The sequence below is a fragment of the Lysinibacillus sp. F12 genome, assembly GCF_057773605.1.
The window spans coordinates 1127875-1149576 of record NZ_JBYMLP010000001.1 but is presented as its reverse complement, the minus strand read 5'-3'; the positions used below and the strand labels follow the sequence as shown (position 1 = coordinate 1149576).

Here is a 21702-nt window from a genome sequence, read left to right as displayed (position 1 = left end):
TATGGAATCAATCAACAAAATCCTTGTAGCCAATCGAGGAGAAATTGCAATTCGTATTTTCCGTGCTTGTACGGAGCTGAATATCCAAACTGTTGCTATCTATTCAAGAGAAGATAGTGGTGCTTTTCATCGCTTTAAAGCTGATGAAGCTTATTTAGTGGGAGCGGGCAAGAAACCAATTGATGCCTATTTAGATATTGAAGGTATTATTGCCATCGCAAAAGATGCAGATGTTGATGCGATTCATCCTGGGTATGGTTTTTTATCAGAAAACGTGGAATTTGCACGTCGCTGTGAAGAAGAGGGTATTATCTTTATTGGACCAACTTCTGAACATTTAGATATGTTTGGGGATAAGGTTAAAGCACGTTTGCAAGCCATTGCGGCTGACATTCCTGTTATTCCTGGTACAGATGGCCCTGTAGCCAATTTAGCAGAGGTAGAGGCATTTGCTAGCACTTTTGGCTATCCAATTATGATTAAGGCAGCGCTTGGCGGTGGTGGTCGTGGCATGCGTCTTGTGCATGCAGCCGAGGAGCTTGCTTCTGCCTATGAACGCGCAAAATCAGAAGCAAAAGCTGCTTTTGGCTCTGATGAGGTGTATGTTGAAAAGGCCATTATAAAACCAAAGCATATTGAAGTACAAATTATTGGTGATCAGCAAGGCAATATTGTGCATTTATATGAACGTGATTGTTCAATCCAACGTCGTCACCAAAAGGTAGTTGAGATTGCTCCTTCTAACTCGATTTCCGAAGAGCTAAGAAATCGTATTTGTGCTGCTGCTGTGAAAATAATGAAGAATGTCTCGTACATAAATGCAGGGACAGTGGAATTTTTAGTCGCAGGGGACGATTTTTATTTCATCGAGGTAAACCCTCGCATTCAAGTAGAACATACGATTACAGAAATGATTACAGGTGTAGATATTGTTCATACCCAAATTAAGGTAGCAGCAGGTTATAGCCTGTTCAGCGAAGAAATTCATATGCCAAAGCAAGAAGATATGCCAATGATCGGCTATGCAATTCAGGCTCGTGTAACAACAGAGGACCCTGCTAACGACTTTATGCCGGATACAGGAAAGTTAATGGTTTACCGCTCTAGTGGTGGTTTTGGAGTGCGTTTAGATGCCGGTAATGGTTTCCAAGGTGCTGTTGTCACACCATACTATGATTCCTTACTCGTAAAAATCTCTACATCTGGCATGAATTTTAAAGAAGCTGCTGCGAAAATGGACCGAAATTTAAAAGAATTCCGTATTCGTGGCGTCAAAACGAATATTCCGTTTTTAAATAATGTTGTGACACATGAGAAATTTTTATCCGGTGCCTTTGATACAAGCTTTATTGACACTACACCAGAGCTGTTCCATTTCCCAGTACGTCAAGACCGGGGGACAAAGCTGTTAAGCTATATCGGTAATGTAACGTTAAACGGATTCCCAGGTGTGGAAAAGCAATCAAAGCCCATTTTTGTTCAACCGAACATTCCTAAAATAGATCGTTTAATTGTGCCGCCAACCGGTACGAAACAAATTTTAGATACACAGGGAGCAGATGGCTTAGTGCAATGGATTTTAGCACAAGATGATGTGCTATTAACGGATACTACTTTCCGTGATGCTCATCAATCTCTTCTCGCTACTCGTGTACGCTCGCATGATATGTATCAAATTGCAGATGCAACAGCTCGTATGATGCATCAATTATTCTCTTTGGAAATGTGGGGCGGTGCTACGTTTGATGTGGCGTATCGCTTCTTAAAGGAGGACCCATGGGAGCGTTTAGCAAAACTACGTGAGCAAGTTCCAAACGTATTATTCCAAATGTTGTTGCGTGGTGCCAATGCTGTTGGTTACACGAACTATCCTGACAATTTAATCCGTGAATTTATCGCAGAATCAGCTGCATCGGGTATTGATGTGTTCCGTATTTTCGATAGCTTGAACTGGATTAAGGGAATGGAAGTAGCTATAGATGCAGCACGACAATCAGGGAAAATTGCGGAAGCGGCAATCTGCTATACTGGCGATATTCTGGATGATACTCGTGCGAAATATTCTGTGCAATATTATAAGGACATGGCCAAGGAACTTGAGGCATCTGGTGCTCATATTTTAGCTATTAAAGATATGGCTGGTTTACTGAAGCCAGAAGCAGCATATCGTTTAATTTCCGAATTAAAAGAGACGACAAGTCTGCCAATCCACTTGCATACCCATGACACTAGTGGTAATGGTATTTACTTATATGCAAAAGCCATTGAGGCAGGTGTAGATATCATTGATACAGCATTAGGGTCAATGGCAGGTCTCACATCTCAGCCAAGTGCAAACTCACTTTACTATGCCATGAAGGGCAGTAAACGTGAGCTCCGTGCAGACATCGATGCATTGGAAAGATTGTCTTATTATTGGGAAGATGTACGTAAATATTATAAGGATTTCGAAAGTGGCATGATTAGCCCACACTCTGAAATCTATGTACATGAGATGCCTGGAGGACAATATAGTAATCTACAACAACAGGCAAAAGCAGTGGGCCTTGGCGATCGCTGGGAAGAAGTTAAACGTATGTATTCCCGTGTGAACCTATTATTTGGGGACATTGTCAAAGTAACACCTTCCTCGAAGGTAGTAGGTGATATGGCACTCTTTATGGTACAAAATGACTTAGATGAAAATACTGTATTAACAAGGGGTCAAACGATTGATTTCCCAGACTCTGTTATTGAATTATTCCAAGGCTATCTAGGACAGCCACACGGCGGATTCCCTAAAGCATTGCAACAAGTAGTGCTAAAAGACCGTAAAGCTATTACAGTTCGACCTGGTGAATTATTAGAGCCTATTCAATTTGAACAATTGGAGGCAGTGCTAGAAGAAAAATTGAATCGTCCGGTTTCAAAAAAGGACGTATTGGCATATGCCCTTTATCCAAAAGTTTTTGAAGAGTATGCGAAAACGGCAGAATCTTTCGGTAATATTTCAGTTCTTGATACGCCTACATTCCTTTACGGCTTAAAGCTTGGTGAAATCATTGAAGTTGAAATCGAAAAAGGAAAAACGCTGATTATTAAACTGGTCTCTATCGGCGAACCGCAACATAATGGAACGCGTGTCCTGTACTTTGAGCTAAATGGTCAATCCCGTGAATTGGTCATTCAAGATATGACCGTGGAAGTAGATGGCAATCTGTCATTAAAGGCAGATCCAAGTAATCCAAATCAAATTGGTGCTACAATGCCTGGTACTGTATTGAAGGTCGTTGTGTCCAAAGGAAGTCCTGTAAAACGTGGTGATCATCTATTGATTACAGAGGCAATGAAAATGGAAACAACTGTCCAAGCACCAAAAGATGGTATCGTTAAAGAGGTTTATGCAAGTGCAGGAGATGCTATTTCAACAGGTGATTTGCTGATTGAAGTTGAATAACTGATAGTAATACAAGGTATGTAGATGCTTTTTTAATATCTGCATACCTTTTTTAATTGTAGAAATGAGAACAATTATATAGAATTTGATTAATTGATTAAGAGATGTTTGAGTAATCAATGAGATTTTATGGAAATTAATAAAAATACCTTTATTCAGGAAGCAAGGAAACAGCAAATTATTTGATGTAACTATAAGGACGTTCAGTGATATTGGCTATGTGAAGTCGAGTTTAGCCCAAATTGCAAATGTACTTTCATTAGCACAGCTTTAATTTCATATCATTTCGCAAAAACACATGTTGCGGATGATTCATTAGCTCATTTTATGGAGGGCATATCAAGAGATACACCCAGAAGGTAATACTGCGCTACTAGTACTGCTAATAACATTCCTTTTGATAAGTTGCCAGGTGATGGAGAAGATCTTTATTACAAGCCTTGAGCAATATATTAACTAAAGGAACAAGGTGAATATATTACATCTGTCCATGTTATGGTAAAACTTAATCAAGGATTGATTGGGGAGTACATGTTAAGAAGGATACCTCATCGAAGAGGTCATCAACATTAGCTGGACAGCTATGAAAGTAGAGGATACTAACCATGCCTAAAGCTTTATTTAATTGGATGTTTGTCATTGGTTTAATACTATTAGGTGGTCGTCTTGTAACAGTGATTTGTAGATATTTTGACATTCCATTTACATCATTCTTTAAAGACTACGCCCTAGTATCTATGATTATTTTAATAGTAGGGATTATAGGAACTGAATCTATGAAGAAACAACGATAAGAAAAAAAAAAGATTCGTTACAAATACTGTAACGAATCTTTTTTATTAAACTATTTCATTTTTTCATTGTAGTTACTACGAGCAACGAGCATGATCATGTAACATAATAGACCGAACAAGAGAGAAATTAATAATGAATGCATTAAAGCGACTGTTAAGTTCAGTTTAGTTAGGACTACTAACATACCAGCAATCACTTGTAAAAATACTATAGTAAAAGCAATGATCCAACCATAGTAAACCACACGTTGATTTTTATATTCTTTCACAGCGTGCCAAGTTATGTATGCAATCCAAATAAAAATAATAAGAACAGCTAAACGATGTCCCATTTGCACCCATTCGTACATGTTATTTGGAGATGCTAATGGTGTTTCGTTATAGCAAAATGGCCAGTCTGGGCAAATTAAGCTCGAATCTGTATGTCGAACTAACGCACCGGTATAAACGACCAAATAAGAATAAATTGTGACAGCAATTGTATGCCAACGTAACTTTTTACCAATAAATACGTTATCGGCATCAAATTTCCGATCGACTTCAAATACAATCATAGAGAGAAGCAGAACCGCGGCAAAGGAAATAAGAGAAATACCAAAATGAAGTGCTAAGATGAAATCACCTTGCCCCCATAGTACTTGAGCAGCTCCAATAAGAGCCTGCGCAATTAAGAAAAACATTGCTAAAAAACCTAAAAGTTTTACTTCACGAATATGTCCGAGCTTACGCCATGTCCAAACTGTTAACACAAGAATTGAAATAGATACGACTCCAGTAACAAGACGATGTGAGAATTCAATAAGGACTTCCGGTGTAATCTCCTTTGGAATAAGAGATCCATTACAATCAGGCCAGTTTCGACCACAGCCTAAGCCACTATCTGTTTTCGTAACGAGAGCCCCACCTAATAAAATAAGGAGCATCCCTACCGTAGCGGCAACAGCAAACCACTTTAAATATCTATTGTGTTGCATAAAATGAGTCACCTACTTTATCTATCAACATTACAAGAACGTAATGTTTCTGCTACTAGATAATATCGAAAATACGTTTAAAAAACAACTTGTAAAGGGAAGGGAGTACTAGATGTCGATTCCATTTCACAAATTGTTCATAATTTCGTGCTTTAACCTTCACAATTCATTTTAGAAAATGATTTACTATAGATATGTTGTTTTTAATTATATTTCTAGACAAAACTAATTTTTACAACTTCATCTAAATTTCACTTAATGTCTAGAAATCAATCGCAAATTTCGCTATAGTTATTGTTAGCGGAATATGCTTACAAAAATGAAAGGAGAGGTAGTATGTCAAACGGTCGTACGCTGGCGGCTACTAGAAATACTGGTCCAGAAACAACATCAGTTGTAAAAGATTTCTTAGCACTAATAAAAATTGGCATTGTAAACTCGAATCTTGTCACAACGTTTACAGGGATGTGGCTGGCTTTTCAATTTACTAGTAGACACTTCTTGCAAGAACTGGATGTCATCTTATTCACCATGCTGGGTGCGGCATTAATCATTGGTGGCTCAGGTGCAATGAATAACTTTATTGATCAAGATATAGATCCGATCATGAAAAGAACGAAGGCAAGACCGACAGTGACTGGCAGATTCAAGCCAAATTTTGTATTGACCATTGCCCTCTCATTTTTAATTGTAGGTGAAATTTTGTTATTTGCGGCATCGTTTGCAGCCGGCATGTGGGGACTAGCAGGAATATTTGCTTATGTCGTTCTGTATTCAATGTGGTCAAAGAGAAAGCATGTTAGTAACACGGTTGTAGGAAGCATTTCAGGGGCTATTCCTCCTATTATTGGATTCGCAGCAGTTGAGCCTGCTTTAGGTCCAGGAGCACTTGCCTTATTTCTAATTATGTTTGCATGGCAACCACCACATTTCTACGCGCTTGCTATGAAACGTACAGAGGAATATCGTGCAGCTAAAATACCAATGCTACCAGTTGTAAAGGGATTTAAACGTACAAAGTACTCAATGTTATTCTGGATTCTTTTATTATTACCGTTACCTTTCCTTTTACCGGAGCTTGGAATTGGCTTTTTAACTCTTGCTACTGCATTGAACTTGGGTTGGTTAATACTAGCTCTGAAAGGCTTTACAGCAAAAGATGATATGAAATGGGCAAACAGAATGTTTATTTATTCATTGAATCATATGACCATACTATTTGTATCCATCATAATATTTGCGGTGTTTAGCTAAATTTAGGAATTCTTTCTTTTTTAAAAGAATTCATATAGACAGAACTAATGTCCTATGTACACATGAAAATACAACAAAGAAAGAGGGGTTTAATTAAGCTATGATGAAAGGGCTTAAAAAATGGCGTCTTTTTTCACTTCTAGCAGTGATGATGGTTTTCCTTTCAGGTTGTGGTGAAGATTATCTTTCTACACTAAAACCATCTGGAGAAGTAGGTAAACAACAATTAAATTTATTACTGTTAACTACTGTAATTATGACGCTAGTAGTGGTAATAGTATCCGTTATTTATTTACTTGCATTCCTGAAATACCGTCGTTCACGCGTTGGTGAAAATGTTATCCCTAAGCAAGTAGAGGGTAGTCATACGTTAGAAGTGATTTGGACAGTTATACCAATTATTCTATTATTAATTATCGCTGTACCAGTTGTTACAACTACTTATAAATTTGCAGATGTTGCTGCAATGGATGAGGTAGATGAAGAGGGGAACAAAACTGCCCTAACAATCAATGTAACAGCAAAATTGTACTGGTGGGAGTTCGAATATCCTAACCAAGGTATTATAACGGCTCAAGAGCTAGTAGTACCAACAGGTGAAAAAGTTTACTTTAATTTAAAAGCTGCCGATGTTAAGCACTCATTCTGGATTCCTGCTGTAGGCGGTAAAATGGATACAAACGTAGAAAACTTAAACAAATTCTATTTAGTATTTGATAAAGAATCTAAAGACCTAAAAGATGGCGTATTTTATGGTAAATGTGCTGAATTATGTGGACCTTCACATGCTTTAATGGACTTTAAAGTAAAAGCTTTAAGCCCAGATGCATTTGACGCATGGGTTGATGCAATGAAAGCAACAGAAGGACAGACTGCTGACAAAGCATCATCAGATCTTGGCGAAGCAACTTTTGCTAACAGCTGCTTAGGCTGTCATGCTATCTCTGGTTCAGGAGCAGGCGGTACACCAGGTCCAAACTTAACTACGTTTGGTGACCGTAACCGTGTTGCTGGTTTCTTAGAACACAATGAAGAAAACTTAAAAGCTTGGATTAAAAACCCTGAGGAATTTAAACCAGGTAACTTGATGATGAATGCTGAAGGTACTGCACCTATATACGGCAATTTATCTGACGAAGAAATTGAAGCTCTTGCAACTTATATCATGGGCTTATCAGTTGAAAAATAATTTCCGTTCTATGTAACAAATTTTGAGGGAGGTAAAAGTTGTGAGCTCATACACACAGAAAAAGGGCTTTGGAGCAACTGTCTGGGATTACATTACTACTGTTGACCATAAAAAGTTAGCAGTTATGTATTTATTAGCCGGTACATTGTTCTTCGCTATCGCTGGTTTTGAAGCGTTATTAATGCGTATTCAGTTAATGAAACCAAATAACGATTTCGTGTCAGCTGGTTTTTTCAATGAATTATTAACAATGCACGGAACAACGATGTTATTCCTAGCTGCTACTCCATTACTATTCGCATTTATGAACATGCTTGTACCATTACAAATTGGTGCACGTGACGTTGCATTCCCGTTCCTTAACTCATTAGGGTTCTGGTTATTCTTCCTAGGTGCAGTATTCCTTCACCTGTCATTCTTTATGGGTGGCGCTCCTGATGCGGGCTGGACTTCTTATGCATCACTATCTTTATATTCTCCAGGGCATGGTATTGACTTCTATGTACTTGGTTTACAGATTTCAGGTGCAGGTACGTTAATTTCGGGTCTTAACTTTATCGTTACGATTATCACGATGCGTGCTCCTGGTATGACATTCATGCGTATGCCATTATTCACATGGACAGCTCTTGTATCAAGTGCATTAATTTTATTCGCATTCCCTCCATTAACAATTGGTTTATTAATGATGTTATTTGACCGTATGTTCGGTGGTAACTTCTTTGACCATACAATGGGTGGTAACACAGTTATTTGGGAACACTTATTCTGGATCTTCGGACACCCAGAAGTATATATCTTAGTATTACCTGCGTTCGGATTATTCTCTGAGATTATCCCAGCGTTCTCTCGTAAACGTTTATTCGGATACTCTTCAATGGTATTCGCAACAATTTTAATCGGTTTCTTAGGGTTCATGGTTTGGGCCCACCATATGTTTACAGTTGGTCTTGGACCAACAGCAAACGCTATCTTCGCCGTTGCAACAATGGCAATTGCCGTTCCAACAGGTATGAAGGTATTCAACTGGATCCTAACGATTTGGGGTGGATCTATTAAAGTTACAACACCAATGCTTTATGCACTTGGTTTCATTCCGTCATTCGTTGCGGGTGGTGTTACAGGGGTAATGCAAGCATCTGCACCTCTTGACTACCAATTACATGATTCTTACTTTATCGTAGCTCACTTCCACTACGTAATCGTTGGTGGTATCGTTACTGCATTATTTGGTTCAGCACATTTCTACTGGCCAATTTTCTTCAACCGTATGTTAAACGAAACGCTTGGTAAAATTACTTTCTGGATATTCTTTATCGGATTCCATTTAACGTTCTTCGTTCAACACTTCCTTGGTTTAATGGGTATGCCACGTCGTGTATTCACTTACATGGAAGGTCAAGGTTGGGATCAATTCAACTATATCTCTACAATCGGTGCATTAATGATGGGTGTAGGGGTTATCTTAATGGTAATCAACTGCTTAATGTCTATCAAAGGCAAACCAGCAGGTCGCGATCCATGGGGCGATGGACGTACATTAGAATGGTCAATTCCACAACCAATTCCATTCTACAACTTCCGTCAAACACCTCTTGTTCGTGGTTTAGATCCATGGTGGATTGAAAAACAAGAAGGTAACAAAGAAGTTACATTTGCTGAGCCACTAGGCGATATTCATATGCCGAATAACTCAGCGATTCCATTCGTTATTTCATTAGGTATGTTTATTGCAGCATTCGGTGCACTTTATAATCCTGATGCAGATAAACCTTGGTCAATTTATGTTTTAATTGCAGGTCTTGCAATTACATTTGGCGCAATGATTGTCCGCTCTGTTAAAGATGATCACGGCTTCCATTTACACAAAGAAGAAATTCTTGAAATTGAAGAACAACTTTATGGCAAAGGGGGAAATAAATAATGGATTTCAATACTAAATTTACTCCTCATACTTGGCCAGATCATCCTGAACAAGCAACGCTGGAAGGTAAAAACAAAGTCGTTGGTTTCTGGATTTTCCTTGCCTGTGAAGTTGTACTTTTCGCAAGTTTATTCGCTACTTATTTAGCGCTTAAGAACAAAGGGCCAGCTGGCATGGAGTTCACAACTCAAGGTTTATTTGAATTACCATTAGCATTTGCTATGACGATGTTACTTTTAACATCTTCACTAACATCTGTTTATGCAATTTACCATATGCGTAACTTTAACTTTAAAGGAATGCAAACTTGGTTAGCAATTACTTTAGCTTTAGGTCTTGGTTTCTTAGCTCTTGAAATTTATGAGTTCCAACACTATGTACATCTTGGTTTTACATTTAACCAGTCTGCATTCGCAACTGCGTTCTATTCTTTAGTTGGTACACATGGTTTCCACGTAACTTTAGGACTTGTATGGATCGCAACTTTAATGATTCGTAATGCTAAACGTGGTTTAAACTTATACAATGCACCTAAATTCTTCGTAGCTGCTTTATATTGGCACTTTATCGACGTTGTTTGGGTATTCATCTTTACAGTAGTTTACTTGATGGGAGTGATCGGATAATGTCTTCACACGATACACCTATAGTTGCTAAATCACAGGCACAATATGAGTATGATCGTCATCATAATGCCGTTCATATGCGTAAACAAGTACTCAACTTTGCGATTATGATTTTCTTTACTTTTATCGCTTTCGCAGTAGTTGCAGCTGATTTTTCTAAATACTTAATTATGCCATTCGTTTTATTATTAGCGGGTGTTCAAGTTGTACTTCAACTGTATTCTTTCATGCACTTAGAAGACAAAAAAACACACTTCGGTGGCGTTATTGGTTTCTTCATGTGGATGGGGATTTTAATTGCATTTACATTCTTCTTAGCATTCTTAACAATTATTTGGTGGTAATCACCAAAAAAAAGCACGTTCGTTACTTTGTACGAACGTGCTTTTTTTATTTTAAATTTTAGTGATAGTTGCAAAAAGAAGCAAACACTGGCAATCTTAACATTTGTTCACCTTTCGTTCATTGCAGTATAGCTGTAAGCGTTTTATAATAGGAGTACTGAAGTTTAAAGGAGTGCGTTCTATATGCCACTTAGTATATTTGGTTTCCAAGCATTATGGAGCCCATATTTAATAGGGGTTCTTGTTTTTATAACAATCATCTATTTTTTAGTCACAGTAAAGTGGCGTCAGGATTTTAAAGAAAGTGAACCTTTAAAAAAGGGACAAGCAATCTATTTCGTATTAGCCATGATTACCATTTATATCATTAAAGGATCTCCAGTTGATTTAATGGCTCATATTATGTTTACAATGCATATGGTTCAAATGGCTATTTTATTATTACTAGTACCGATTTTCTTAATTAAAGGAATACCTTGGTGGGTTTGGAAGGTTGCCATTGAAGCACCTGTTGTTAGAACTATATTTAAAGTATTAACACTACCAGTTGTTGCCGTGTTTGTGTTTATTGGTCTATTTTCCTTCTATCATTTACCAGATGTATTAGATTATATTAAATTAAATGAAACGCTACATGGTACCTATACATTTGTCTTATTCCTATCTGCTGTATTTATGTACTGGCCTTTAATTCAAAATATCCCAGGTAGAGCTCAAATGAAGCCCTTGCATAAATTAGGCTATATTATTGCAAATGCCGTTTTAATTACTCCTGCCTGCGGATTAATCATATTTGCGCCTAATGCCATGTATGAAACGTATACGAATGGTGAAGCTTGGTTAAAGGCAATGGAGCTCTGTGTTCCAGCTTCTACGTTATCGGGGCTATCATTATCAGGACCTGAGTTATTTACAGATATGAAACCTGTTGCTGACCAGCAGTTAGGTGGCGTACTAATGAAAATCATACAAGAGCTTATTTTTGGTGTATTACTTGGTGCCATCTTTACAAAATGGTATCGTGCTGAACAAAAGGATCCAGATAAAATTACAGCTGATGCATTAGCAGCCCATCAAAAAAAGTGGGAAAGTCAACAGCAACATTAATTATAAAATAGAAATTTACTTTGTATAAGGGGTTTTGATAATGGAATTGCAAATTTTGCCTACTATTAGTACATCGTTTATCGTCATTAGTGCCGTACTAGTAGCAATAGGATGGGGCTTAATTATAAAAAGAAATGTAGAAGGGCATAAAAAGGTAATGCTTGCTGCAGGTGTTGCTGCTCTTATCTTCTTTATTATTTATGCTTCACGTACGGTGTTTATTGGAAATACTGCCTTTGGTGGTGGAGAACATTTAAAACCATATTATACGTTCTTCTTGATATTCCATATTATTTTAGCAACATCTGGAGCCGTGTTTGGGATAGTTAGTATTATTTCAGGTCTTAAAACAAACCTAAAATTACACCGTCGTATCGGACCAATTACAAGTATTATTTGGTTCTTCGTCGCTATAACAGGTGTCCTTGTTTATTTATTATTGTATGTTTTATTTGAACCAGGCGAAACAACATCCGTTATTAAAGCTATTTTAGGCTTATAATAAAAATCTCCCACCTCATTTTTCTATAGGTGGGAGGTTTTTTGTCGTTGGCTGAAGTAATGAGAGTACCACTACAAAAAGTAATGGACCAATTAAAATACCTAAAAATCCAAAAATTTTGAATCCAATAAACATGGCAATAAAAGTTGAAAGAGAAGAAAGTCCAATTTTATCACCTATTATTTTAGGCTCAATCATACGACGAACTAAAAATTGACCTACTGTTAATACAATTAATACAACGGCATAAAGATAGTCGCCAGCAAAAACTTGATAGATTGCCCAAGGGACTAATAAAATAAAGGAGTCTAGAAAAGGAATAAAGTCCAAGACGACAAGCAGCAATGCTAACAATAGAGGGAATGGCGTTTTAAGAAAATAAAAGGCGGCGATAGCTAAAGCAAAAATGCCTAATCCTACTAGCAATTGTGCTTTCAAAAATCCAAATAAGGCTAGTTTTACTCGTTGCCCAATAAATACAATTTTCTGATGGTAATGGAAAGGGATGGGCATTAATATTTTTTGATTGATGGTTGGCAATTCCAAAAGTAACATATATAAGACGATCCAATAGACAAAAATATCAAATAATCGTGTAGGGATATACGTTAATAAGGCTGACCAGACATCGATGTTTGTTAAAGAGAGTGCAAAATTTTCAGTGGAAACTAAAGCTCTTGCAATCATATATTGAATTTGTGAAACTAGCTCTACAGGTAAATGGTAGGTGTGGTTACTCAATTTAGATTGCATTTGAATCCATAGTGCAGAAAGTTGGTTCAGATAATCTGGAATATGAATTATAAAAGATGAAAATTGTTTCCAGCTTATATAAATAATAAGCGTACATAATAATAAAGATATACTTAGAAAAAATATAAAAAAGATCGAGACCACTATTTTACGCTTTTTTCGAAAACGTTTGCTCATCCGAACTATAATAGGTTCTAAAAGTAAGGCGGTTAAGTAGGCAAGTAAGATCGGCAATGATATTGAAATGAACCAGAGAAGAAAGACCCCAATTGCGATAACGATTATGGGATGACGAAAAAAAGGACGATTAAAATAGGACAACAATTTTCTCACCTACATCTTCTTATAGATATAGGTAGTATGAGAAGAAATCAAATTTTTACTCAAAATAAAAAAGACTGGGCTACCAGTCTTTTCGTAACAATGAAGCTATTTAATGCGATACTTGCTATCACTTTTTCAGTTAATAAAGATTAGCGTGCGTTAACAGGTTCAAAGTTATTTTTATTTGTAGGCTCGATTGAGAATTGATCTAATTCTAATTTAACCTTTTTTAAGATTTCTTCACATTTTTTCACTAGGTGTGCTGGGTAAACTTCATCATCCCCATATTCAACACCATGTGGATAATAGTACTTACCAAGTGCTGGCTTCATTAAAGTAAGGATGGCATCGTGAGCACCAACATCACCAGAAATGGCATATGCGAAAACGCGTAGGTAATAGCGACCTTCACGAGTATCGAAACGTTTATCGAATGTCATACGTTCATAATCCCAACCGCCATCACATTCTAAACCATGTTTTTTCATAATGCTGACAAGTAGCTCTTGATCAGCTGTTAAATTTTCAAGGTTAGTATTTTCAAAATACATGTATAATCCTCCTTTAGGTTCTCGTACAAAGTATACGCTCATTTTTATAATAGAGCATATTCGACATTGTTGCAATGACAACATTGTGTCAACCCAATTACAATTGATATAATAACTTACAATAATGGTGATGAAAGGAGTCCTATATGAAAGCTTTATTCCGCATATTAATGATTTGTGGTGCGATAGCATTAATCGGCTTTATGTTTTTTAATACCCCTAAGGAAAATGAACCACTAGAAGGCCCGAATACCAATTCTAATATAATCCCTCAAACAGAACTAAAACAGCCTGATATAGGAGCAATGACACGTCCACAAACGGGTATTTCAACATTAATAGGGAAAGGCACACAAACTGTTTTGGAACAATATGGGGTACCAGGAAGAAAGGAACCCTCCTCGTTTGGGTATGAATGGTGGGTCTATAATAAAGATATTTCTACCTTTTTTATGATTGGCGTTGAAAATAACGTTGTTACGCAAGTTTACATAGCAGGGCAAGATATCAATGCTTTCCCTTTTAAAGTAGGACAAAAACGCGATGAAATTTATCGCATGACGATTATTGATTATGAGGTAGCCGCCAATGTTGGTGATAATATTTACATATTCTCGATGAATGAAGAAGATATGCAAACAAGATTACTGGTCAAATTTGATGGACTCTATGCTCAGCTTTATATTGACCGAGAAACAAGTGAGTTACAGGGGATCCGATATACCGATAGTGAAACACTTGTCCTTCACCAGCCATATGAAATGAGTTATCAAGGAGAGCTTGTTAGACGTACACCGCCTTCTTCATTTTTACAGCAAGAAATTGATAGGGCGAATGCCAAACAGCTCGATGATTTACTAAATGTAACGAGAAAGCATCATGGGTTGCTGCCTGTAGAAATGAATGAATCATTGGAAAATACAGCGAGAATGCATAGCGAAGATATGAAGGTACAAAATTTTTTATCACATGAATCCCCCACTTATGGAGATCTTAAAAAGAGGTTACAAGCACAGAACATTGACTATAGCGATGCTAATGAAAATCTAGCAACTGCCTATTTTGATGCGATTGAGGCAATGCATGGCTGGACAAATTCACCAGAACATCGAAAAGTTCTTCTAAATGATAAATATTCACAAGTTGGTTCAGGCGTTTTCGTTGATTATTATACACAAATTTATCTAGAACCTGCTTCACAGAAGGTGGATCATGAGGAGTCAAATAATGAAGACACTGAAAGTGAGGAACCTGTAGAGGAAGAGAATAAGGACCAATCACCATAAAATAATAAATTTACATGAAGACAAGCCTTCGCTGAATGGACTTGTCTTCATTTTTTTGTGCTTGTTAGTGCTCCGATTGGCTTCAACATTTTTCGTCACACCGTTACAAAGGCCGTCATATGATAGAGAACTGAAAGGGGGAAGAGGCTTGCAATTAGCAGAGTTATTGAAAGACTGGCCATGTAGCGTGACGGGAGGTTCGATTCGAACAGAAATTACAGGCGTAGAGGATTATGCACAGGCCGTACAACCTGGCGACATTTTTATTGTACGAAAAGGCAAAAAAACTTCAGGAAGTCGTTTTGTCAAAGAAGCATTGGCCCGTGGAGCAGCCGCAATTGTCTCGGAGGAAAGTATTTCTTTACCCATTATTGATAAAGAAATTCCTTTTGTATGGGTTCCTAATACAGCCTTATTTCTATCGTATGCAAGTGCAAAGCTAGCGGCTTTTCCGGCAGAAGCATTAAGTGTTATTGCAATAACGGGGACAAATGGGAAGACCACAGTGAGTCACTTTGTCAGTCAACTTTTAAACGCTCTACATAAAAAAGCAGCGGTTATAGGAACGATTGGGTTTTATCTTGATGGCGAAAAGCAACAAACATCTTATGAGCAGCTTACCACATTGCAGGCTAAAGAATTACATCCGATATTAAAACAATGTGTACGCAAAGGTGTCTCACATGTAGTGTTAGAAGCATCTTCAATGGGATTACAGCAACATAGACTTGATCATTGTGATATTGATTGTGGAGTGTTTTTAAACTTATCAGAAGATCATTTAGAAGATCATGGGGGATTAGAAGCCTATAAACGTGCGAAAAAAAGATTAGCTGACTTATCTAAAAAGTTAGTATTAAACGGCGATGATAACTTTTGCCGTTCTGTTGGAATTTATGATAAGAAAAAATCCTGCTCATTTGGCTTTGATAATCACAATGATTTACATATCCAAATTGTCAGTGAAACAGTTGGCAAAACAGTGCTTTGCTTACAAACATCTGCGAGTGAGCATATTGTAGAAATCCCATTTGTAGGGAAGTATCATGTGCAAAATACGGTTGCAGCATTGATGGCAGTATGGCGCTTAGGAATTCCAATAGATGATATAATCGAACATATGTGGTCCTTAAAGCTTCCAGAAGGTAGGCTCGAGAAGATCGATAACCCAGTTGGAATTGATGTTTATGTAGATTATGCTCATACTGCTGAAGCGCTCCAAGCGGTGTTACAAACCTTCGATCGTTCGAAAACGATTTATCTTGTCTTTAGTTGTGGAGGAAATCGAGATAAAGCGAAACGCTTTGCTATGGGCGCTGTAGCAAGCAAATATGCAGACGTTATCTATTTAACAACAGATAATCCTCGAGATGAAGATCCAATCATAATTAATGAAAGTATTATTGCTGGTTTTACAGAGCAACAATACTATGAAATTTATTTAGACCGTAAAGTGGCAATCCATCAAGCGTTAGCGAAGGCAAAAAAAGGGGACATTGTCCTTGTTGCCGGAAAAGGGCATGAACAAACACAGCAAATTAAAAATCAAAAATTCCCTTTTTCCGATCAACAGTGTATCAAAGACTATTTTACAGGTTTACTTACCGACGCTGAATAACAAAGAATGATCCCGTAGCAATGGCTAGCTTGCGCCCTGTCTCATCTTCAATATCGCATTCCATTACAAGTGTTTGCCGCCCTTTATGAACAAAACGACCACGCGCAATTAATTCTTTATTCGTTGTTGTGGCAATATACGTGACATTCATATTTGTAGTTACTACATTAAATCCTTCTGGTACAGAACGGGAAGCAAGTCCACCCATTGCCGCATCGGCTATAGTCGCAATAATGCCGCCGTGTGGCACCTTTATCGTGTTATGAATAACTGGTGTAATGGGAATACGAACCTCACTGACTTCAGGCTCAAACTTGCCAACCATGTGTAAGGCAGCGTTAATAAAGCGACGATGAATGCCTTGTTGTTTTTCTCGGAGCCCGGTTAAAAGATGTAAAAGAACTTCTTCATCTTCCTCCGTACTATCTTGTAAAATTGCCCCTAATAATAGATCGATTTTTTCTTTGGATGTTGTCATCAATTGGAAAAACCTCTTTCATTAATAATCTCATTAATGTAAAATTACCATAAAATCTGTTATGATGGGAAAGAGATTGGGGGAATTAAAAATGATGATGACCTCTGACTGGGTATTCATTTTAGATGAGGCGGAAGCGCTTTGTGAGATGATTCTTTCCTCAGAACCTGCGATGGCGCTCCGACAAGCGTATGATGCCGTTTATAGTGATACACAAATTGTAGAAGCTATTTACGCGTTTAATCGCATGAAAGAACAGTACGAAGATGTACAACGTTTCGGAAAATATCATCCGGACTACCATACAATTATGAAGTCGATTCGCCAACAGAAGAGGGCGCTTGACTTAAATGAAAAGGTTTCTGCCTTAAAAATTGCTGAAAACGATTTTCAGGACTTGCTTGATGAGATTAGCCTACTTGTAGGGAAAACAGTCTCTGAAGCGGTAAAAGTTCCTGTAAGCAATCCATTCTTTGCATCTGGTTCATCTTGCGGAGGAGGATGTAGCTCGGGCGGTTCATGCTCATGCTCAGCGTAAATGAAGATGTGTTAAAACACATCTCTACTAGACTGTACACAACTCGAAGTAAAACTGAGTTTGTTTACAGTCTTTTTCTATACAATTATGGCAGGAGGCAATATACATGAAAAACATAGGATTGCAGTCGTACCAGAAGATGGTATATGAAAAGAGGTAGTACCAGCAGTTATAGATGCACATGCACTTAATAAGGGGGATCTATTAGATGGTCGCTTTCAATACGAGTGGACATCTTTCCAGGGGCATTATCACTTAGAGAGGACTAATATGAAACCTGAAAATGGGATAGAGATTTTAGAGTCATATGACCAAATTTTCTTATGGGCAGTGGGCATGCCGCAATTAGTGCCAGACCATATATTCTTAAGAGGGCTACTGAACGGATGCGGTATTACAACATGAAGAATCAGTCTATCAATGAAGACATTACTTAATATAACAAAAGCCATCGTGTATCTCGATGGCTTTTATCAATAGTAAGAAGGAAGGCGTTTATTTAAAACATTAGCTTTCCATAGGATAATTCCTTGTTAAGACTCTTGAGTTTGCAATAATTCTACGGCTATATCAGGACGATCCGTAATAATCCCTTTAGCGCCGTTAGTAATTAATTTTTTCATCGTCTCTATGTCATTGATTGTCCAATAGTGAACTGGAATGTTGAGATTATTTAAAAACTGAATAAATTTTGGAGAATCTAAAGCGATAACCCCTGATTTAGGAGGAATTTGGAACACATCTACTTTTGGATGATATAAATGTCCGAATTGACTGGAGAAGGAAGCAAATGCTTTTCTTACATCTGATTCACCTGCACCAAGCGCCACCTGATTTTGAGCATATAAGTTAAAACGATCTATTTGCTCACCATAAAAACTTGTTACAACAACACGATCCTCTGCGCCAAGTTCTTCAATTAAACGCCAGAGCTTAGAAGGCATTAGACTTCCTTCATAAGTTTCAGGGGCATCTTTAATATCGATATTGATTAACATATGTGGGTACGTCTCAAGTAGCTCACGTAATGTTACTACTTGTAATTTATCCTCACGATAAGGGAAGGCTCCATCCAAATCTTCAAATTGATAGCCGTGGTTTAAGGCATTGATTTCTGCCAATGTCATATCAGCTATAAGACCGTAGCCATCTGTTGTTCGTTCAACTGTATCATCGTGGAAAACAATAATTTCTTCGTCTTTTGTTAATCGTACGTCTATTTCAAATCCATCAACGCCTAGCTGAGCTGCTTTGTCAAAGGCGATCATAGTATGTTCGGGTGCTAAATGAGCTCCGCCTCGGTGTGCAAGAATGATTGTGCGATCAAACTGTAATGCTTGTTTACCTTCACGTTGCTGTGGTTTAGAAATAGCTTTACTACCCGCCCAAGCTGCCGCACTTGCAGCTGCGATTGCAATTGCTATTTTAGTTTTCTTCCCCATATTCGTCCTCCTTAACAATTTTTTTCTAAAGTAATGGTGAATTCATTGTTTCAATGACTAGCTCCCAACGTTCGTCCAAGAGCTTTATAAAAAACTAGTAAGTAGTTAAGGGAATGATGATTTTTTCATGTCGACTTCTACCTTCATCCGTGATGAAAGAATGAGGCATAAACATCCCATCCTTCAGTAAAATATACATTCCATGGAAAAAATAATCATGTAAGCTATTTAAAACAACTGATTCGAATTTCTACGATGCTAACGTAGTATGCTTTTCCATTATAACGGAAAATCGAGTGTTCTGTCAGCTAAACTCTGTTGCTATCATTTTCTGGTCTATGGTATGCTTTTAGGTAAGAAATGAGGGAATCCATTATGAACGAACGACAAGGGCTAATCGTTTACGTCCATCAATTAAAACATGCGAAGTCTCTTCGGAAATATGGTCATGTTCTTTATATTTCTAGAAGACAAAAATATGTAGTGCTGTATTGTGATCGTGAGGACATTGAAATGTTGACAACAAAACTACAACGCCTTCCTTTTGTGAAAGACGTTGTGGAATCTTACCGTCCATTTGTGAAAACTGAATACGAAAATGCAAAGCCAGATAAAGCCAAGGAATATGACTATAAAGTAGGTCTATAATATTAGGCTAATGCTGGTATATAGTTATTTAGTCTTAATATGCCGATTAAGTATTGATAAAATAGTTTTGATTCCGAAAATATAGATGAGTGCTTTATTTCTACAACAACTGCTTTTCGGTCTAGTTGTTCTATTTGTGCTTCAAACATTTTTTGTCGCTTAGTTGGTTGTTCATCATGATAAGGGATGCCTTCGCGACAAATATATATTGGCATGAATTTACTTTCACCCACTGGTTTAAAGGCAACGGCTAAGGAGATTACCTTTTTATCTTCTTTTGTAGATGTTAGTATAAAGGCCTGATGAAAGCGTTCCTGATTGGTTTTAATAATTTCAAGTAGCTCGTATACATCACCATAGCCTTCTCCTAATTCTATAAATTGTTGTGGCATAATAATTGCACATCCTTTCCAATACTCATAGTATCATGCTGCGGGAGGTCAAGCACATGAAATTTGCATTAAGCTTTTTTTCTATTTTAGTACTTATTATTTCAGGAACGTTATTTTTCCAGTATCATGCATACTCATCTGATTTAGAAACCGGCATAGGGGATTTTCATTACTCGCAGGAAATTGAGATTGTTTATCGTGAAAATAGCTTAGATATTCGCCAACATTTTAAAAATTTGCCAAATCAAAAGGTGAAAATAAAATGGCCTGAAAAGGCAACAAATCCTAGTTGCTTTATCGAGAATGAAAAAAGCTGTGATCGATTATCAGATGAGGTCTCTTATTTTGCAAAAGGGGAGACAAAATCACAATCTGTGTCATACATAATTCCGATTGAGGGTGGCTTGAAAAATAAGATGCTCCTTCAAGACGTTTTTGCTACACTAATTAATGGTGAAGCGTCCTATTCAATTGTTCATATTTCTACAGATAGTAAAATTAATGGACAATGGATTACAGGTTTGCCATTAGTAGGTCAACAACAGCTATCACTTGTTAACTATACGATGTTTAGAGGCAACGGAACTGTTCATGATCTTTATTGGCAAGCAGGAAAACTCAAAGTACAAGAACAAACGCCTGTATTATCAATCTATGCACAACAGGCTGTTCCGAATGATTTCCTAAAATCTTTAGAGAGTTTACAGTTTTTAAATGATGAACATATCGCGATTATTCAAGAGAAAAGTCCTGTCCCGGTTCATGATGAAAGGTTGTTATTTTTACCAACACTTACAGCTCAAGCTGTTGAACAGGAAGTCATTTTGTCCCAAATAAAATCGCAATATACATTTGTGGACTCCCCAGAATGGTTGCTAGAAGTTGTGGCATCCTATTTAGTGAATGATTCAATTGGTGGAGACAAAGCAAAGAAAATTGTGAAGACATTGAATGATTATATGACAGATAGTCAACAGCAGAGTTGGCAAGATAAGTTGAAAAAACTTGGAGATGACCCTATTTCTCCAAACACTATGGATGAGTATTTATCGCAAGTGTTAGATGCTAAGACATCATACTTTACGTTAAATGCAGCACAGAAAAACGGAACATATCCGTTATTATTTGAGGATTCTCGAGATGTATATGTGAATGATGTGTTGAAGGAAGACGTTCATGTTATTCTATATGAAGGACAAGCGTTATATACGGCAGATACGTTATTACCTTATCTTGGTTATACAGTCGGAGAAGGAAAGAACGGCTATTATGTAAATAGCGAGCATCGCACATTCCGATTCCCTAAAGAACCTGGATTTTATGTATTCAATCAGCGAAGATATTCAACAATTTCAGAGCCAATTATTAAAATTGCTAATCAATATTATGTGGAAGAAGCTTGGTTACAACGTTTATTCTTAGTTGAATTACAAAAGAAAGAGGAACGTATTCAAGTATTAACACAAGAGCAACAATAAATTTTGCAGCGGAGGGCTTTCCTTTCGCTGCAAAAATACTTTAT

Annotated in this window: 20 protein-coding genes; 14 read left to right on the top strand and 6 right to left on the bottom strand. The window is 37.3% G+C overall.

The window, feature by feature from the left end:
* Position 1 precedes the first annotated feature (1 nt).
* Positions 2-3436, top strand: a complete 3435-nt coding sequence (gene pyc, locus AC3CH7_RS05810) for a pyruvate carboxylase (protein WP_012293121.1) — start codon at positions 2-4, stop codon at positions 3434-3436.
* A 605-nt stretch (positions 3437-4041) separates the two neighbouring features.
* Entirely contained in the window at positions 4042-4230 is a 189-nt protein-coding gene (locus AC3CH7_RS05805) for a hypothetical protein (protein ID WP_012293122.1), read from the top strand.
* Positions 4231-4280: 50 nt separating this feature from the next.
* On the opposite strand, the gene AC3CH7_RS05800 is transcribed toward AC3CH7_RS05805, so the two are convergent.
* A complete protein-coding gene (locus AC3CH7_RS05800; RefSeq protein WP_012293123.1) occupies positions 4281-5204 on the bottom strand; it encodes a COX15/CtaA family protein in 924 nt (307 codons plus the stop codon).
* A 336-nt stretch (positions 5205-5540) separates the two neighbouring features.
* On the opposite strand from AC3CH7_RS05800, the gene cyoE reads away from it, so the two are divergent.
* The 7 genes from cyoE to AC3CH7_RS05765 all read left to right on the top strand — a co-directional run bounded on the left by cyoE (position 5541) and on the right by AC3CH7_RS05765 (position 12150).
* Positions 5541-6458, top strand: coding sequence for a heme o synthase (gene cyoE, locus AC3CH7_RS05795; protein WP_012293124.1), 918 nt, complete (start codon positions 5541-5543; stop codon positions 6456-6458).
* Between the two features lie 100 nt (positions 6459-6558).
* Positions 6559-7647, top strand: a complete 1089-nt coding sequence (gene coxB / locus AC3CH7_RS05790; protein WP_036167341.1) for a cytochrome c oxidase subunit II — start codon at positions 6559-6561, stop codon at positions 7645-7647.
* A gap of 40 nt (positions 7648-7687) precedes the next feature.
* Positions 7688-9571 (top strand): cytochrome c oxidase subunit I, encoded by a 1884-nt coding sequence (gene ctaD, locus AC3CH7_RS05785; RefSeq protein ID WP_012293125.1) that lies wholly within the window; start codon positions 7688-7690, stop codon positions 9569-9571.
* Positions 9571-10197 (top strand): cytochrome c oxidase subunit 3, encoded by a 627-nt coding sequence (locus AC3CH7_RS05780; protein WP_008173951.1) that lies wholly within the window; start codon positions 9571-9573, stop codon positions 10195-10197. Before ctaD ends, AC3CH7_RS05780 begins: the two co-directional genes overlap by 1 nt.
* Positions 10197-10541, top strand: coding sequence for a cytochrome C oxidase subunit IV family protein (locus AC3CH7_RS05775; RefSeq protein WP_012293127.1), 345 nt, complete (start codon positions 10197-10199; stop codon positions 10539-10541). Before AC3CH7_RS05780 ends, AC3CH7_RS05775 begins: the two co-directional genes overlap by 1 nt.
* A gap of 183 nt (positions 10542-10724) precedes the next feature.
* A complete protein-coding gene (ctaG, locus tag AC3CH7_RS05770; protein ID WP_012293128.1) occupies positions 10725-11648 on the top strand; it encodes a cytochrome c oxidase assembly factor CtaG in 924 nt (307 codons plus the stop codon).
* A gap of 40 nt (positions 11649-11688) precedes the next feature.
* Positions 11689-12150 (top strand): DUF420 domain-containing protein, encoded by a 462-nt coding sequence (locus AC3CH7_RS05765; protein WP_012293129.1) that lies wholly within the window; start codon positions 11689-11691, stop codon positions 12148-12150.
* Positions 12151-12165: 15 nt separating this feature from the next.
* Here the strand turns inward: AC3CH7_RS05765 and ytvI are convergent, their stop codons facing one another.
* Both ytvI and AC3CH7_RS05755 read right to left on the bottom strand, forming a co-directional pair.
* Entirely contained in the window at positions 12166-13236 is a 1071-nt protein-coding gene (gene ytvI / locus AC3CH7_RS05760; protein WP_236249608.1) for a sporulation integral membrane protein YtvI, read from the bottom strand.
* A 140-nt stretch (positions 13237-13376) separates the two neighbouring features.
* Positions 13377-13778 carry a YugN family protein gene (locus AC3CH7_RS05755; protein WP_012293131.1) on the bottom strand — a complete coding sequence of 134 codons (402 nt, stop codon included), beginning with the start codon at positions 13776-13778 and terminating at the stop codon, positions 13377-13379.
* 146 nt (positions 13779-13924) lie between these two features.
* On the opposite strand from AC3CH7_RS05755, the gene AC3CH7_RS05750 reads away from it, so the two are divergent.
* Positions 13925-15064, top strand: a complete 1140-nt coding sequence (locus tag AC3CH7_RS05750; protein ID WP_012293132.1) for a CAP domain-containing protein — start codon at positions 13925-13927, stop codon at positions 15062-15064.
* 148 nt (positions 15065-15212) lie between these two features.
* Positions 15213-16682 carry a UDP-N-acetylmuramoyl-L-alanyl-D-glutamate--2,6-diaminopimelate ligase gene (locus AC3CH7_RS05745; RefSeq protein WP_031418899.1) on the top strand — a complete coding sequence of 490 codons (1470 nt, stop codon included), beginning with the start codon at positions 15213-15215 and terminating at the stop codon, positions 16680-16682.
* Here the strand turns inward: AC3CH7_RS05745 and AC3CH7_RS05740 are convergent.
* Positions 16666-17160 (bottom strand): PaaI family thioesterase, encoded by a 495-nt coding sequence (locus tag AC3CH7_RS05740; RefSeq protein ID WP_012293134.1) that lies wholly within the window; start codon positions 17158-17160, stop codon positions 16666-16668. The two genes, AC3CH7_RS05745 and AC3CH7_RS05740, sit on opposite strands and share 17 nt — an antisense overlap.
* 91 nt (positions 17161-17251) lie before the next feature.
* Between AC3CH7_RS05740 and AC3CH7_RS05735 the strand changes: the two genes are divergently transcribed.
* Entirely contained in the window at positions 17252-17698 is a 447-nt protein-coding gene (locus tag AC3CH7_RS05735; RefSeq protein ID WP_036160933.1) for a YlbF/YmcA family competence regulator, read from the top strand.
* A 533-nt stretch (positions 17699-18231) separates the two neighbouring features.
* Here AC3CH7_RS05735 and AC3CH7_RS05730 read toward each other — a convergent pair.
* Positions 18232-19140 (bottom strand): glycerophosphodiester phosphodiesterase family protein, encoded by a 909-nt coding sequence (locus AC3CH7_RS05730; protein ID WP_012293136.1) that lies wholly within the window; start codon positions 19138-19140, stop codon positions 18232-18234.
* 375 nt (positions 19141-19515) lie between these two features.
* Here AC3CH7_RS05730 and AC3CH7_RS05725 point away from each other — a divergent pair, with 375 nt between their 5' ends.
* Positions 19516-19788: a YlbG family protein gene (locus AC3CH7_RS05725; RefSeq protein WP_031418902.1), complete on the top strand. Its 273-nt coding sequence runs from the start codon at positions 19516-19518 to the stop codon at positions 19786-19788.
* Positions 19789-19790: 2 nt separating this feature from the next.
* Here the strand turns inward: AC3CH7_RS05725 and AC3CH7_RS05720 are convergent, their stop codons facing one another.
* Entirely contained in the window at positions 19791-20180 is a 390-nt protein-coding gene (locus tag AC3CH7_RS05720; protein ID WP_012293138.1) for a DUF7147 family protein, read from the bottom strand.
* A 56-nt stretch (positions 20181-20236) separates the two neighbouring features.
* On the opposite strand from AC3CH7_RS05720, the gene AC3CH7_RS05715 reads away from it, so the two are divergent.
* On the top strand, positions 20237-21658 hold the full coding sequence (locus tag AC3CH7_RS05715; protein WP_036214899.1) for a hypothetical protein: 1422 nt from the start codon (positions 20237-20239) through the stop codon (positions 21656-21658).
* Positions 21659-21702: the final 44 nt, after the last annotated feature.